Source organism: Enterococcus sp. B2E4 (genome assembly GCF_030499455.1).
GTDB lineage: Bacteria > Bacillota > Bacilli > Lactobacillales > Enterococcaceae > Enterococcus_D > Enterococcus_D casseliflavus.
In genome coordinates this window covers 221,771-237,631 of record NZ_JAUKPK010000012.1, presented here as the reverse complement: position 1 = coordinate 237,631, position 15,861 = coordinate 221,771, and the positions used below count along the sequence as shown (strand labels likewise).

Here is a 15,861-nt window from a genome sequence, read left to right as displayed (position 1 = left end):
TGTTAGATAGTCAAATTTAGTTAGTCAATTATGCGACTGAACGAATCCTCCAGCTCACTCTTTTTCAGAACCCTTTGATCAAGATGGCTTGCTGCCAATTCGTTCAGTTTTTTTATCGTAAGAAATGCGTTTCTACAGCTTGCCTAAAGATAGTTTAAGAATTTTCTATTTTTCATGGAAGTTTCATTTGCCATATTCGCTTTCCCGTGGGAATATGGTATGATTTAAGCGTTATTATCTATTATGCCATTAGAAAAAAGGAGTAGTTGAATGACTCGTTCAAACAAACATACTGACGCCAAGAATAATACGAAGAAAATTGTTCTGATCGTTGTGGCTGCTTTACTCGTAGTGATCGCTGGCGGCTATACCTACCGAAGTACATATTATGCAAACCGTTTTCTACCAAAGACTGAAATTGATGGGATCGACATCAGCAACAAAACCGTCGCTGAGGCCAATGCCCTGCTGCATGATCGCTATTCACAAGAAGACTTTACCATCAAAGATGGTGATAGCGAATGGAAAACAGTCAACCTTGCTCAATTTGGTTTGCAGACGGATTTCACCGATGAGCTGCAATCATTAAAAGATGAACAAAATCAGTGGAGCTGGGGAATGGCTTACGTTTCGGCTGCCGAAGAAAAAACACTAGGCAATCTCTCAGTAGACCAAGACACCTTGACTAGCGAGACCAACACGATCCAAAAAGAACTCGAAAGCTTAAATGAAGATCGTACAAAATCAGCCGATGCAACATTGGAAAAAGGCGAAGACGGTTTTTCTATCAAACCAGAAGTTGACGGCGACGCCATCGATGTTGACAAAGCAGTGGCAGACTTGCAAGAAGCCATCGTCAGCGGCGAACAGGAATTGAATCTCGTTGATTACGTCACAAAACCAAGTGTGACCGCCGATGATCCAGACTTAACGAAAGAAATGGATTCGTTGAATAAAATCGCCAAAGTAACTGGCAATTATACGATCAACGGAAATACGTTTCAAATCCCAAGAGAAACGATCATGGATTGGCTCTCTTATAAAGACGGCAACACAACGATCGACGAAGACAAAGTACGAAGCTATGTCACATCGATCGGCGAACAATACAATACTAGCACCAATTCTTCGACCTTCAAAAGTACCAAGCAAGGCGAAGTGACAGTCCCAGCCGGTACTCTTAGCTGGACGATCCAAACCGATGCAGAAACAGAAGCCTTGATCGAGGCGTTAAAAGCTGGCGAAGACTTCACCCGCACACCGATCGCTCAAGGAAGCACCGATGCAGGCAGCCCGCTGTTTGGCAACACCTATATCGAAGTTGATCTAAAAAACCAACACATGTGGTATTACAAAGACGGACAGCTTGTTCTTGAAACAGCCATAATTTCCGGAAAACCAGCCACACCAACACCAACTGGCGTCTTCTATGTCTGGAACAAAGAAGAAGATGCAACCTTGACTGGTGAAGATTATGCGTCCCCTGTTGATTACTGGATGCCCATCGATTGGACCGGTGTCGGTATCCATGATTCTGATTGGCAGACGGAATACGGTGGCGATCTTTGGAAAACCCGTGGTTCTCACGGCTGTATCAATACTCCGCCAGGCGTGATGAAAGAATTGTACAGCAAAGCCGAAGTCGGTACACCCGTGATCGTGATTTAATCAAAAAAGAATCAAACCTTTTTATAGACGAACCAAAAGCTGCAAAAGAAAGATCTTTTGCGGCTTTTTTGTTGTCTCCCAAATGTTCCTATTTACAAAGAACCATTTAATTAATATACTTAATTAATCATTTTAATTAATAAGGAGAATCATTTTGGAAAAAGTCGTTTTTATTGATCGTTCTACTTTGGCTGGAAGTCTAATTAAAATTTTCGCCCGCAACATCCAACTGCTGTCCGAGGATCAAATCAGCGTAACTGTTGTGACACCAGAACGTCTGGCGAATTATCGTTTTGCGCAAGAAAAACTCGTTTTGGTCGATCCCTTGCTTTCTTTAACAGATCCGATGATCGAGCAGGCCATCCCACCACGCATCAAGCGCTTTTCGTTTCCTGTCAATCATTACAGCGGGATGAATACTGAAGCCATTCTAGAATTGATCCAACAAACATAACCTAAAAAGGCCGACGGAAACCAATGGTTTCTGCCGCCTTTTCTCATGCCACTTGCCCTTTGTTAGACCATCGCTTCTTCTTGTTCTAACAAAGTAACTTGCTCTCCTTTGCCTTGCAGTGCAGCAACGTGCATCGTGCCCCACTGGCAAAGAGTATCCAATAAGCCGCCTAAGGTTTCTCCATATTCACTCAAGGAATACTCAACTTTGGGTGGTACTTGATTATAGGATTTGCGAGTAACGATGTCAGATTCTTCTAATTCCCGCAATTGCTGGGTCAACATTTTTTGACTGATGCCAGGGATCTTCCGCCGTAAATCACTGGGACGTAATGCCCCATGGCGCAAATTACAAAGAATGATGGGTTTCCACTTCCCACCGATGATATCCATCGTTGCTTCAACACCGATATTATAAATTTTTTCTGCCATTTTTTCCACCTCATTACGCTTGATACCACACAAAGGTTACCAAAAGGTGGGTATCAAACAAAAAAGTACGTACTATACAGTATCACCACCTCATTATATGATGATACCAGAAAAAAATAAAGGAGATGTTTTTATGATCGAAAAATTATCAGATACCGTCACCCTGAACAACGGCAGCAAAATCCCTGGTTTAGGGTTAGGTGTCTTTCAAATCCCTGAAGCTGACACAGCAGAGGTTGTGAAGCAAGCGATTATCAATGGCTATCGCTTGATTGATACGGCGGCTATCTATGGCAATGAAACAGGAACAGGGGCAGGAATCAAACAAGGCTTGCAAGAAACGGGGTTGGTTCGTGAAGAACTCTTTGTCACTTCCAAACTTTGGAACGATCATTTAACTTATGATGAAACGATCCACGCCTTCAATGAAAGTTTGGCCCGCTTAAACCTCGAGTATCTCGACTTGTACTTGATCCATTGGCCAGGAAATCAAGCATTTCAAGAGTCCTGGCGTGCCTTGGAAGACCTCTATGCGGCAGGAAAAATCAAAGCGATCGGGGTCAGCAACTTCCAGATCCATCATCTGGAGCAATTATTGGCCGTTGCTAAGGTCGTTCCTGTTATCAATCAGATCGAACTGCACCCCAAACTGACGCAACAAGACCTGCGGGCTTTTTGTGCCGAAAAAGCAATTACGATCCAAGCCTGGTCACCTTTGATGCAAGGCAAACTGCTGAAAGATGACACCGTCTTGGCGATCGCCGATGCACAGCAAAAATCAGCGGCACAAGTGCTTTTACGCTGGGCTATTCAACAAGGGATCTTAGTCAATGTCAAATCGACACACCCCGAGCGAATGATCGCCAATGCAGCGATTTTTGATTTCCATTTATCAGAAGCTGACATGGCCCGCTTGAACGCATTAAATGAAGACTTACGAGTGGGTCCAGATCCAGACACATTCGATTTTCATTAACCAAACGATATACTAAACAAAACCTTAGGAGGAAGTATAATGACAAACACAAACACAGGCTTTTCAATGGTTAACCACGTGGGAATCACCGTCAGCAATCTCGAACGTTCCATCCAATTTTATGAAGCATTAACGGGAAAAAAAATCGCCAATCAAGATACGATTGGCGGCAAACGCATGGCGCAAACGCAAGGATTAGAAGATACACTGATCAAATATGCCAATCTTCATTTAGACAATCTCAACATCGATCTTTTAGAATACGTCGAACCAAGATCCAACAAAGCTAGCTATTCCAATGAGCAAATCAGCGCGATGCATCTTTGTTTTGAAGTCGAAGCTATCGATGAAGCCGTTGCTCGTCTAAAAGCCATTGGCGTTGAGCCTGACGGCACCCCCATCGTTTTTGAAGAACAAGATGGTTTAAAAAGCGGTTTCGGGACAGGTGTTGCCTACTTTACAGATCCAGACGGTACCAATCTTGAATTGATTGCACCAAAAGGCCCTTTTCAACGGGGATAAAAAACCGGATGGCGCTGCAAATCGCCAGCCGTTTTTTTGCTAGAAGCACGTATTTTTCGATTGTTCCCCTTCATAGAAGCGTTCATAGCGGATACAATAAGTATGTACTCATCTTTAGTTGCTTCACTTACTTATCCAACAAATCGCACGTGAAAGGTAGTGATCTCGATCGATATTGGACTTTTGTTGTTGATTTTTACGGGTATTTTTTTCATCGTCTTCTGGTGCTTTTTCCGAGAAGAACCCAATTATGTATTCGGCTTTCGCACCAAGCGCAGTACAGCCAGTGTCAGCAATTGGCGTTTTGCCCAGCAGTGGTTCTCCTTGTTAGCGATGCTCTTTCTAGGCGGGGTCGTTTTATTGCATCACAACGAGCTGATCGCAGAGGCTTTTTACCAAGTAGCCGTTTTTGGCAGCTATCTTCTAGCAGCGCTACTCGTAGAAACGGCACTGTATCTCAAAGATTCACGCACAAGCACCAAAAAGTAAGACAAAAAAGACATTCCAGCGAATGTCTTTTTTCTATTGTTTATTTTGATGATGGATCGTGATCCCCAACACCAAGGCTAAAATCCCTGAAACCACCCAGATAGTGCGGTGGAATAAGAAAATCCCTAGCAAGCTGCTTAAGACTGCACCAAAAAAGAAGCCGCCGATGATCAAGGAAATAGAAATGATCTTGGGTGTCACTGATCGGTCCTTTTTAAACCAGCGCATGTACACATAATCAGCCAGTGAACGTAAGTTGCCGGTGGTCATCGTGGTGGCATAGGGCATCCCTGCCAATCGACGATAGGCGGCATATTGAATCGCTGCAAAAAAAGATAACCCCGAATCGATCATGACATTGGGGAATGATCGAGCAAAAAAGCCCAGAACCAAAATACCGATTGCTTCAAAAATCAATGCGGCATTTTGCCAAACGATCCAGCCCCCTGTCGGAAAATGATGCTGCAGATAATTCGTCACTACGATCCCCACTAAAAACATGAAGATTGGCGGCAGATATCGAAAGGCTTGTTCAAACTGCCCCGTTGAAAGATTGATCCCTAACAAAATGACATTCCCCGACTGCATACTTGCAAATACTTCCCCGTGAAACAAGTAGGTATACGCATCTAAAAAACCACCTGCCATCGCAAGAAGAATCCCCACCGGCAAACTTTCATGCACGACAAACTCCGATTTGCTTTTAACACTGCTCAAACTTTTTTCCATTGGTTTCGCCTCTTGTTTTTTATACTTTCTGACAGCTTACTGCTTAAAAAACGTCGACAACTCGTTATGTTTTGCGGCGTTTAGGTGACTTTTTCGATAGCTGACAAATCAACCACCCCAAAAGAACGGCGGTCAGTGCTCCAGCTGAATCCAGCATGACATCTTGAAAAAGCGGCGTCCGTCCTCCCGTCAGCATTTGATGGTATTCATCGATCCCAGCGTAGCCGGTGGCTGCCAACCAAGCAAAAAAAGCGGCTAGCCAAAAAGGCTGTTTTCGCAAACTAAGCGTTAAGAACAAACTGCCCCCTAAGACAAAATAAGTGAAGAAATGCGCACCTTTGCGAATGAAAAATTCCACAAATGAGAAATAGCCTTTTTCCGCAATACTGATCTCCGACCCAGCATAGGAAAAAGAGATCGTCTCCAACCAATCTTTCAATGGTTCATTTTTTAAGATTCGTGAAAGCAACCCGATTTGTGATTGCTGCTCATAGGTTTGTGAAGAGCTGATAAAGAGGATGACCATTACCGCAATTGCGATACAAAAGTAAAAGTTCGGTTCTTTCAGTAATTTTTTCATAGTTTTCACTCCTCATTTTCCTATCTTACCATTTTCATTTGGTGATGCAACTGTTTTTCCAGCAAACCGTGGAGACATTGCACACACAAAAAGAGTGCTTCCGTCAAGTTTAGAAGCACTCTTTCTTTTTAAAAATAGCCATCGGTATGAAAAGCCGTCACCCGTTTGGTTGTGAGATCTTTGGGCTTGTGACGTTCAGCTTCCTCAACGATTCTCAGGGCTGTTTTGCGTTTTTTTCTCCAGTAAATAATGACGAACCCATCTCGTAGCCTTCTACATAATGATTCAACCGCTCGACGACCTCTGCTGCCGCTTCTTGTGACGGCGTGATGATCAATAAAATATCAAACCCTGCAATCGTGCCGACAATTTCTGGCAGCTCCATTTCATCAAGATAATTGGCGATCACATCGGCGCCGTTTTCAGCCGTATGAACGACAACTAAAAAGTCAATCTGCGTAATCTTTTTTAGATACTCATACATCGAAAACGCAATTCTGTCTTCTAGATCCTGCTCTTTGGATTCAAAGATCGAATAATACGGTCGGCCATTTTTGGCATACGTTTTAGCGATGTTCATTTCCCGCATGTCTCTAGAAATCGTGGCTTGGGTAGCTGAAACATTTTCTTTTTTTAATAAATTCATCAATTCTTCTTGAGACTCAATCCGATGTAGGACAAAGAGTTTTTTGATAATTGCTTGTCGCTCTTTTTTTTTCATTTACTTGATCCGCTCCTCTCAAGTCGCCTCGCTTACTGAAATAGTTGATCCGTCTCGTTCACTTCTTGAAACGCAGCTTACAAGAACAGCATCGAGAAGATTAAAATGGCAAGATTGGAAATTCCGATAACCAGTAACGGTTTGCGCATAAAGCGAGTCCAAGTAGAATAGTTGACCCGCGCCAGCTCCAATCCGCCCATCACGACGCCAGAAGTTGGTGTGATCAAATTCACTAATCCGCAACCAGCAGTAAAGATCATGACCATGACGTTCGGATTGAGTCCGATGCTTTGCGCCAAGGCACCCATGATAGGGATCGATACATATGCCAGTCCTGAAGTCGATGGAATCAAGAACGATAAGAGCAGATACAAAATATAGGCGCCAATTACGAACAGGACAGGTGATAACCCTTCTAAAAGATGGGAAGCCCGATCCAAAATAAACAGATCCAAGTACGTCGTTTGCATAATGTAGGAAGCCCCCCGTGCCACAACGATGATCAAGACAACGGATAAAATGTCTTTGACCCCATCGATAAAGTTGGTCACGATTTCTTTTTCTGAGAATCCTTGAATCAATGCAATGATGATACTGATGTAGAAGAACCACATAGCCAAATCACCAAAATACCATTCACCGAAGCTATTACCGGTCAAAAAGGCGGTCCAACCGTCAAACACGTGGATATCAAAGTCGCCCCAAGGAATCAAGGAAACCACCATGATCACAAAGGATAAGCCAAAAATCGTCAAAATCAGGCGATGCTTTTGCGTAAACGCTAAGTCTTCGTTCGTATCTTTGACAAAATGTTCTTCCATTTCTTTTTGCTCTTGCAGCGATAAGATCGTGGAGCCTTTGTCGGCTTTAACTTTTTTGGCATAAGACATCACCACAAAGATACAATACGCGGTCGTGACTAGCCAAAGCAATGCGCCAACTACTAGGATCGTGCCATTATTCGGAGCAATATCGATGCTTCGTAAAGCATCCATTGCCACCCCTGTAGCAAAGGGATTAACGGTGGAGCCGATCACACCGGCACCCGCCCCCAACATGACGGTTCCTGCTGCGACGATCGTATCAAAGCCCGATGCCACCATTGTGATTGCTAATAAGGAATAGAACGGAATCGTTTCTTCCGCCATTCCATAAGTTGAGCCACCAATCGAAAACAACACCATCAAAATCGGGATCAAAATCAACTCGTTGCCTTTGAGTTTTTTGACCAAATGCTGAATACCAGCTTCTAAAGCGCCTGTTCGTGTGACAATATTCAAAAAGCCACCCAAACAAAGAATAAACACACAGATCTCGATCGCATCACGAAATCCGTTAAAAGGCGCCATAAAGAAATCAGAAAACTTGGCACCGACGACTTGGCTGACCATCTCTTCTTGCCCTGCTGGTAATGAAGGTGCAAAGGGCTGACCGGCTAGTAGCCAAGAAGCGACCGTCAACGCAATAATGATCAGAAATAAGATACTGAACGATGTCAGCGACTTTTTTTCTTTTTGCTTTTTTTTCATCTTCGTTCCTCCTCTATTGAATCAATCTTAGATGCAAATTGCCAACAGCTAATCTGTCTGTGGTCAATTCGCAACATGGGAAAAATAATCTTTGTCATAAATAATGAGTTCTTTGTAACGATAATAAATCTTTCTTTTATGCACGAGCGCCTTGATGGTTTGACTGACCGTCTCTCGCGTCGTTCCACTGTATTTAGCAATATCATTGATAAAAACTGGAAAAGGAATGCGAATCTGCTCTCCTTGTGACTGTCCGTGCTCGATCATCAAGAGACCGATCGTATTGACGACTCTTGTCTGCGCGCTAGAGGTGACACAGTACTCCACTCGGCGTCTTTGCTTCTCCAACTGCTGGCTCATTTGCTGATTCAGCCACAGCAACTGACTTGTAGATGAAACAACCAGCGGTTCAAACAGCGACATCGCTGCAAACTGCACGACAATGTCTGTTGCAGCGAATGCCGATACATCATAGTTGTCTCTTTCAAACAAGCCAATCAAAGGAAATAACTGATCAGGCCCAACAAAATCTACATAACAATAGGAATCAGTTCCGTCGGTTTTTTCGATCCGTACGAGACCTTCGATCACATGGAATATCCGATCTCTTACGTCGCCTTCATAAAAAAGCACTTGGCCTTTTTTGTACGTACGGCAGTAAATATGCTCCTTCAATCGCTGTTGATTTTCTTCTTCCAGCCATTGAAAGCTATTCGCTCTTGTTGATGGATCTTTTATTTGGTAGTCGATCATTTCTCTCACTCCAATGTTTTGGACTTGCTTTGCTACTTCGCTTATTTCCAGGTGATCTGTGTACCAGCGTCTTCAATTTCTGCCAGCTTATCTAAGGAAGTAATCACTGCCCGTTTCTCTGTGCCCATTTTGACAAAATTCAAAGCTGCTTGTACTTTCGGTAACATGCTTCCCGGTGAAAAATGCCCTTCATCGACATAGGTTTCCAATTCAGCGGCGGTCACATGATCCAACCACTGCTCATTTTCCTTGCCAAAGTTCAAAGCGATTTTTTCCACGCCCGTCAAAATGATCAGCTGATCCGCATCGACTAAACGAGCCAATTTTTCAGAAGCAAAATCTTTATCGATCACGGCTTCAACCCCCAGCCCATTATCTAACACGGGAATGCCCCCGCCGCCTGCGCAAATAACGATCGTGTTTTGTTCAATCAGCGCCTTGATGCTGGCAACTTCTTGAATCGCTTGTGGTGCAGGACTGGCAACGACTTTCCGCCAACCACGACCAGCATCTTCACGATAGATGGCATCTGTTGCTGCCATGGCTTCTTTGGCAGCTGTTTCCGTTAAGAAAGGACCGATCGGTTTGGTCGGATGGGCAAATGCTGGATCTTGCGCATCGACTGTAATTTCCGTCACCACTGTTACCACCGGCTTAGCCATTTGGGCTTCTTTCAACTGGATTCTCAGCTCATTTTGCAGCCAATAGCCAATACTGCCTTGCGTCATTGCCACGCAAGTATCTAAAGGCATCGCTGGGTTTTTGCTAGAATCACTGGCTTGTTGCTGCAAAACCAAATTTCCCACTTGAGGCCCATTCCCATGGGTAATGATCAAATGAACGTCTTTTTGGATCAGGGGAATTAAATACTCGACGGTCTGTTTAAGCCGTTCTTTTTGCCCTTTGGCACTGGCATCATCTGCTAGGATAGCGTTGCCGCCAAGGGCGACAACGATCGTTGGTTTCTTTTCACTCATCTGCTCACTGCTCCTTCTTACACTCTAGGAATAAAGAGATCGCCTAAGGTTACTGCCATGATTGCTTTGATCGAGTGCATTCGGTTTTCAGCCTCTTCAAATTGACGGCCCCAGTGACTGCGGAAAATGTCGTCTGTGATCTCCATTTCAGAAATGCCGAATTTTTCTTCGATCATTTTTCCATACGTCGTATTCGTATCATGGAACGCTGGCAAGCAGTGAAGCACGATCAAGCCATCGTCTTGTTTTCCAGTCGCCATTACCATTTCGCGGTTGATTTGGTAATCTTTCAACAGCTTCACCCGTTCTTCAAACTGGTCTTCTTCCCCCATTGAAACCCAAACATCGGTATACAGAACATCGGCATCTTTGACGCCTTTTTGAATATCGTCTGTTACCATCAGCTGACTGCCAGATTCTTTGGCAAATTTGTTGGCATAGTCTGTCACTTCTTCAGCTGGGAAAAGTTCTTTTGGTGCACAGATGCGAACATTGACACCTAAAATCGCCCCCGTCACTAACAAACTATTCGCCATATTGTTTCGGCCATCGCCCACATAGACTAACGTAATGTTTTCTAATGTACCGAAGTTTTCTTTGATCGTCATGAAGTCAGCGATCATTTGGGTTGGATGCCATTCATCGGTCAAGCCATTCCAAACAGGAACGCCAGAGAATTTGGCTAAATCTTCAACGACTTGTTGGCTGAACCCGCGGAACTCAATGCCATCAAACATGCTGCCTAAAACTCTGGCGGTATCTTCAACGGATTCTTTTTTGCCTAGCTGGATATCATTCGCACCTAAAAATTCTGGATGGGCACCAAGATCGATGGCAGCCGTCGTAAATGCCGCCCGTGTCCGAGTCGACGTTTTTTCAAATAAGAGGGCGATGTTCTTGCCTTCCAAATAGCGATGAGAAATATTTTGCTTTTTCAACTGTTTCAAATAGATTGAAAAATCAATCAGGTATTCTAACTCGGCTTTCGTAAAATCTTTTTCTGCTAAGAAGCTTCTTCCTTTAAATACTTGTTTCATTAGTAATTCCTCCTCTAGATTAAATATCTTCTCTAATAAATGGCATGCTCATGCAGCGAGGGCCGCCACGGCCGCGAACCAATTCACTGCCGGAGATTTTATGCAATTTGATGCCGGCTTCAGTTAATTTTTGATTGGTGATCGTGTTGCGGTCATAGACCACGACTTCGCCAGGTGCGATCGTCAAGGTATTGGAACCGTCATTCCATTGTTCCCGAGCTGCAGCGACCAAATCGTTCCCCCCACAGCGAATCAATTCCACTGCATCTAATTCTAAGTAGCGGCACAAAATGTTTTCTAACGTATCTTTTTCTTCTTTGATGGTTACGCCATCCCCGTCACGTGAGATTGAATAAACGGTCAGTTCTCCTTCAATTTCTGGATGGATCGTAAATTTGTCATAATCAACCATTGTAAATACCGTATCTAAATGCATGAATTTGCGTTCTTGACCAATATCAAAAGCTAAGACGTACTCAAAACTTGGTTCATGTTGGAACACATTACGAGCCAACTGTTCAATGGAAGTGGCATCTGTTCGTTGGGAGATCCCGATCGCTAACACTCGTTTTGACAGAACCAATTCATCGCCACCTTCAATTCGTGTTGGCTGATCACGGTCATAAAGCAAGTGCGGTGGCTGTTGTTGGAACATTGGATGATGAGCAAAAATGTATTTGCCATACAACGTTTCACGACGTCTTGTTTCTGAATACATGCGATTCAAGGAAACCCCGTTACCGATCGTCGCAAACGGATCACGAGTGAAATACAAATTCGGCATTGGATCGATCAAAAACGGATACTGGTCATCCGCAGCACCAGCTAAGCTTTGACTATGGGGCAATTTCAGTTCATTTTTCGCTAGACCTGCCATCGTTTTATCGATGAATTGACGGTTATCTTCAAAAGATAAGAAATAATCGGTAATTTCAGCAATGATTTCTGGGCTTTGTAACGTTGTTTCTTCTAAATATTCCTTGATAAACTGCTCTTTGATTTCTTGACTAGTTAACGCTTCTGCTGCTAAATCTTCTAAATACAACACCTCCACATTATTATTACGCAATACATCGGCAAATTGATCATGTTCAGCCCTTGCTTGTTCCAAAAAGGGAATATCATCAAATAACAAGCGATTTAAATGATCAGGCACGAGGTTTTCTAATTCTCGACCAGGGCGATGGAGCATGACTTGCTTCAAGCGGCCGATTTCTGAAAAAACATGAATAGCATTTGACATTTCTTTACATCCTCCTTTGTTTTGATTACGCCTACATAGTACAAGAATGTATGCGCTTACCAAGCGACGTATTTCGCCTTCATTATGCAAAGCATTTGTCATTATGCAATAAAGAGTGAATATCTTCTTGCGAGCGTTTTTTTACTCGTTGTTATTTTTTTTATGTAATATTTATTCAGCAATTTTTAAATAAGAATTTGATGAGAATCAAAAAATGATCGATTTTGTTCTTTTCTTTGATTTTGACCTCCCCGCCCAATGCAGGCAAAGCTTACGAAAGAAAAGAACTTTTTCAACCAATAGCTTTCCTTTTTCGATTAAAAAAATCCGATGGTTGCGACTAAATGTGGCTATGCTATACTTAATAAGATCGTAGGAAAAGAAAGGGGTTTGATAGGAATGACCTATTCAATCAATTGGGATCTAGAAACAATTTTTCCAGGAGGCAGTGATTCTGTTCAATTAAAAGAACGCATGAACCAACTGGAAGAAGAAATCAAAACTTACCGTGAAAAAGTTGACGCTTGGGTACCAAACGCTTCAGACAATGCGACAAAATTAGAGGAATTAATCGAACTTTCTGGCACAATCAATCAAGGATTTTCACAATGTGGCAGCTTTATCAATGCCTTGCTTTCAGCGAATGTCAACGACAGCAAAGCCAAAATCCTGACCGGCGACCTCTACGCAAAACTGCCAGCACTGCAAGCAGCACAAACCGTTTTCTCGAAAAAATTGACAGAAATTTCTGAGGATGATTGGACCGCATTACTTACCGCGGAAAACTTAGCACCAATCGCCTTTCGTCTAAGCGAGATTCGTCGCGACGGCAAAGAATTGTTATCCGAAGCAGAAGAAACCATCATCAACACGTTAAATTTAGATGGCTTAAATGCTTGGAGCCAACATTACGATACGATCGTTGCCTCAATCGAAATTCCTTTCCTTCAAGAAGACGGCACGACGATCAACTTGTCCGCTGGTCAAGCCTTCAATAAAATGATGGGTGATCCAGATCCAGAAGTTCGTGCGCGTTTATTTGACACTTGGGAAAAGACGTGGGCAGAAAAAGAAGACCTCTTTGCAGATACCTTGAACCATTTAGACGGCTTCCGCCTTTCTACCTTCAAGCTTCACGGGGTCACTGATTACTTGAAAGAACCATTAGAATACAATCGTCTGCAAAAAGCGACATTGGATGCTATGTGGGGCACGATCCAAAAGAACAAACAGCCGATCGTTGATTTCTTGACCCGCAAAGCCCAGCTTTTCGGCAAAGAAAAAATGGAATGGCAAGACCAAGATGCACCGATCATCCTTGGTGACATGGAAGAAAGAACCTACACCTTTGATGAAGCAGCTGACTTTATTTTGACCAACTTCCGTAAGTTCAGTCCTAAAATGGCTGACTTTGCCCAAGTTGCTTTTGAAAAAAGCTGGATCGAAGCAGAAGATCGTCCTGGCAAACGTCCTGGCGGCTATTGCACCAGCTTGCCAGAAACCAAAGAGTCACGTATTTTCATGACCTACAGCAATTCAGTCAACGAAGTAGCGACGCTTGCCCATGAGTTAGGTCACGCGTTTCACAGCAGCGTTCTTTGGGAGCTGCCGGAATTAAACCGCAACTATGCCATGAACGTTGCCGAAACAGCAAGTACCTTTGCTGAATTGATCGTTGCTGATGCAACCCTCAAAGAAGCGACAACGAAGGAAGAAAAAATCAATCTATTGGATGCCAAAATGCAAAATGCGATCGCGATGTTCATGAACATCCATGCACGCTTTATTTTTGAAAACAGCTTCTACCAAGCCCGTCAAAACGGCTTAGTTTCAGCGGAGCAAATCACGGAAATGATGACAGCGGCGCAAAAAGAAAGCTATGCGGATGGGTTAGCAACTTATCATCCACATTTCTGGGCAGCCAAATTGCACTTCTTTATTGATGATGTGCCGTTTTACAACTTCCCTTACACCTTTGGTTACCTCTTTAGCATGGGGATCTATGCGTATGCCAATGAAAAAGGGTCTAGCTTTGAAGAAGAGTACATTGCTTTATTGCAAGATACTGCTTCAATGACGACGGAAGAACTGGCGCAAAAACACCTTGGTGTTGATTTAACAAAACCAGACTTCTGGCAAGCAGGGATCGATATGGTCCTAAAAGATGTTGCCAGCTTTATGGAATTGACTGAAGACTATATCTAAAAGAAAAAACCCTCTTCCAACACGACGCTTGGAAGAGGGTTTTTCTATCAGGCATTCAATAAAGTTAAGCCAATCGTTAAGTAGCCTGCGTACAGACACCAAATCAAATAAGGAATAAACAAGTACATTGCTTTTTTGTCGATGCGAGCAAAGAGGATCATGCAAATAATCACTGATAGGACTAACAAGACAATAATGACCGTTCCTGCCCAGTAAGCATTCCAGCCAAAGAAAACGATACTCCACAAGAAGTTTAGTACTTGCTGGATCGCAAAGAAGATATAGGCATTCTTTTTAAGCGCTGGATTGACTTTGGCTACGATCAACAGATACAACGCTGTTCCCATAAAGGCATACAAAATCGTCCAAACGATCCCAATGATCCCACCAGGAGGGGCTAAAAAAGGTTTTTCCATTTGCGCATACGTTCCAGCGATGTCTCCTGCAAACAAACTCGAGATGATTCCTGTTGCTTCGATGCCGATCACACAGACCAGCCAAATCAAAAATTTCATGTTCTCCACTCCTTCTTTTTTCATGACTCTCTCATTTAATCGTACCATCGAATCGAAAAAAAGCAGAATAGAACGCTTAAAAAAAGAAACGGCCGTGTGGACGTTTCTTTCAAGGTAATTTTGATTATATTCAATGACAGCTACTTTGATTGTTCCTCTTCAAACTTCCGGCGTTCATTTTCTACATATTTGTATAGCGCCCCGTAGCGGCTGCGGTAGCCTTTTTTCCATGGCTTCTCTTTGCCGCAAAAATGTAACAAAACGGTATGCTCGATGACCCAATCCAAACTCCATTCCCCTAAACTGATCGTTTCATACGTACGGTTTTTCCGTACATCATAGTTATAGAGCTGATCAGGAATCGCCAGCACCCGATCGCCGTACAACCCATTCAAAATGTCTTGATCTGGCAAAAAGAGGTTCAAATGATTTTTCTCAATGAACGCAGCGATCTCTGTTTCTTTGACCTCTTGCCGCAGCTGGTGCACATTCATCAGCAAGACACCTGAATTATAGTAGCCTTCTGACTCATAATTGCGCAAACGGACTTTATTGATGACCGTCGTCACTTCTGTCAGCTTGGAATGACTGGCAGCGGCATACAGAAAATCCCCTAACGTCAGCTCATACAAGGGGCGCAAATCATTGATGCACAAAATATCCGCATCCAGATACAGGATTTTTTCCACTTGCTGCGGCAAGTAATTTTGTGCCAATAATCGATAGTAGATCGACTCAGGGTAGCGATCACTGACTGGCGCGGTTTTAAAAATCGAGCCAGAACCGATGATGATGGGATGATAGGTCATCGCCAGCTTTTGACAAAAAGCCTTGAGCTCTGCACCTTGTTTCAATTCTTTTTCTTGTAAGACATAGACATCGAAAGATGCTGCTGTCGTATGACGTTTGATTGAATATAACGTTGTTTTTAATTGTTCGCTGAACCGATCATCAATCGCAAAAAGTAGATTCATGCTCTTGTTCACTCCTCTGTTACTGGTTGCGTGCTCGTTTTTGGAAAAATCGAAAGCA

Annotated in this window: 17 protein-coding genes; 6 read left to right on the top strand and 11 right to left on the bottom strand. The window is 43.2% G+C overall.

Annotated features, from left to right (window positions below):
• Window positions 1-270 precede the first annotated feature (270 nt).
• Together Q1X33_RS10360 and Q1X33_RS10355 are read left to right on the top strand one after the other, a co-directional pair.
• Complete coding sequence (locus Q1X33_RS10360) at window positions 271-1,668, top strand: L,D-transpeptidase family protein (protein WP_005230719.1); 1,398 nt, start codon at window positions 271-273, stop codon at window positions 1,666-1,668.
• Between the two features lie 154 nt (window positions 1,669-1,822).
• Entirely contained in the window at window positions 1,823-2,122 is a 300-nt protein-coding gene (locus Q1X33_RS10355) for a hypothetical protein (RefSeq protein WP_005230717.1), read from the top strand.
• 62 nt (window positions 2,123-2,184) lie between these two features.
• On the opposite strand, the gene Q1X33_RS10350 is transcribed toward Q1X33_RS10355, so the two are convergent.
• Complete coding sequence (locus Q1X33_RS10350) at window positions 2,185-2,553, bottom strand: helix-turn-helix domain-containing protein (RefSeq protein WP_005230715.1); 369 nt, start codon at window positions 2,551-2,553, stop codon at window positions 2,185-2,187.
• Window positions 2,554-2,686: 133 nt separating this feature from the next.
• On the opposite strand from Q1X33_RS10350, the gene Q1X33_RS10345 reads away from it, so the two are divergent.
• The 3 genes from Q1X33_RS10345 to Q1X33_RS10335 all read left to right on the top strand — a co-directional run bounded on the left by Q1X33_RS10345 (window position 2,687) and on the right by Q1X33_RS10335 (window position 4,540).
• On the top strand, window positions 2,687-3,529 hold the full coding sequence (locus tag Q1X33_RS10345) for an aldo/keto reductase (RefSeq protein ID WP_005230713.1): 843 nt from the start codon (window positions 2,687-2,689) through the stop codon (window positions 3,527-3,529).
• Between the two features lie 39 nt (window positions 3,530-3,568).
• Window positions 3,569-4,051 (top strand): VOC family protein, encoded by a 483-nt coding sequence (locus Q1X33_RS10340; protein WP_005230712.1) that lies wholly within the window; start codon window positions 3,569-3,571, stop codon window positions 4,049-4,051.
• A 159-nt stretch (window positions 4,052-4,210) separates the two neighbouring features.
• Window positions 4,211-4,540: an SdpI family protein gene (locus Q1X33_RS10335; protein ID WP_005230709.1), complete on the top strand. Its 330-nt coding sequence runs from the start codon at window positions 4,211-4,213 to the stop codon at window positions 4,538-4,540.
• A 33-nt stretch (window positions 4,541-4,573) separates the two neighbouring features.
• Here Q1X33_RS10335 and Q1X33_RS10330 read toward each other — a convergent pair whose 3' ends face one another.
• The 8 genes from Q1X33_RS10330 to arcA form a co-directional block, all read right to left on the bottom strand.
• Window positions 4,574-5,269, bottom strand: a complete 696-nt coding sequence (locus Q1X33_RS10330) for a YoaK family protein (RefSeq protein ID WP_005230708.1) — start codon at window positions 5,267-5,269, stop codon at window positions 4,574-4,576.
• A gap of 64 nt (window positions 5,270-5,333) precedes the next feature.
• A complete protein-coding gene (locus Q1X33_RS10325; protein WP_034869460.1) occupies window positions 5,334-5,849 on the bottom strand; it encodes a VanZ family protein in 516 nt (171 codons plus the stop codon).
• A 214-nt stretch (window positions 5,850-6,063) separates the two neighbouring features.
• Complete coding sequence (locus Q1X33_RS10320) at window positions 6,064-6,570, bottom strand: arginine repressor (RefSeq protein WP_005230706.1); 507 nt, start codon at window positions 6,568-6,570, stop codon at window positions 6,064-6,066.
• 77 nt (window positions 6,571-6,647) lie between these two features.
• Complete coding sequence (locus tag Q1X33_RS10315; protein ID WP_005230705.1) at window positions 6,648-8,099, bottom strand: YfcC family protein; 1,452 nt, start codon at window positions 8,097-8,099, stop codon at window positions 6,648-6,650.
• 63 nt (window positions 8,100-8,162) lie between these two features.
• On the bottom strand, window positions 8,163-8,852 hold the full coding sequence (locus Q1X33_RS10310; RefSeq protein WP_005230704.1) for a Crp/Fnr family transcriptional regulator: 690 nt from the start codon (window positions 8,850-8,852) through the stop codon (window positions 8,163-8,165).
• 41 nt (window positions 8,853-8,893) lie between these two features.
• Window positions 8,894-9,829: a carbamate kinase gene (gene arcC / locus Q1X33_RS10305; protein ID WP_005230702.1), complete on the bottom strand. Its 936-nt coding sequence runs from the start codon at window positions 9,827-9,829 to the stop codon at window positions 8,894-8,896.
• Window positions 9,830-9,846: 17 nt separating this feature from the next.
• Window positions 9,847-10,866 (bottom strand): ornithine carbamoyltransferase, encoded by a 1,020-nt coding sequence (gene argF, locus Q1X33_RS10300; protein WP_005230693.1) that lies wholly within the window; start codon window positions 10,864-10,866, stop codon window positions 9,847-9,849.
• A gap of 19 nt (window positions 10,867-10,885) precedes the next feature.
• Window positions 10,886-12,109, bottom strand: coding sequence for an arginine deiminase (gene arcA, locus Q1X33_RS10295; RefSeq protein ID WP_005230691.1), 1,224 nt, complete (start codon window positions 12,107-12,109; stop codon window positions 10,886-10,888).
• A gap of 399 nt (window positions 12,110-12,508) precedes the next feature.
• Between arcA and Q1X33_RS10290 the strand changes: the two genes are divergently transcribed.
• Window positions 12,509-14,314, top strand: coding sequence for a M3 family oligoendopeptidase (locus Q1X33_RS10290; RefSeq protein ID WP_060791883.1), 1,806 nt, complete (start codon window positions 12,509-12,511; stop codon window positions 14,312-14,314).
• A gap of 47 nt (window positions 14,315-14,361) precedes the next feature.
• Here Q1X33_RS10290 and Q1X33_RS10285 read toward each other — a convergent pair whose 3' ends face one another.
• Window positions 14,362-14,829, bottom strand: coding sequence for a TspO/MBR family protein (locus Q1X33_RS10285; protein WP_010748985.1), 468 nt, complete (start codon window positions 14,827-14,829; stop codon window positions 14,362-14,364).
• Between the two features lie 140 nt (window positions 14,830-14,969).
• Window positions 14,970-15,803 carry a glycosyltransferase family 8 protein gene (locus tag Q1X33_RS10280; protein WP_005230685.1) on the bottom strand — a complete coding sequence of 278 codons (834 nt, stop codon included), beginning with the start codon at window positions 15,801-15,803 and terminating at the stop codon, window positions 14,970-14,972.
• Between the last annotated feature and the right edge of the window lie 58 nt (window positions 15,804-15,861).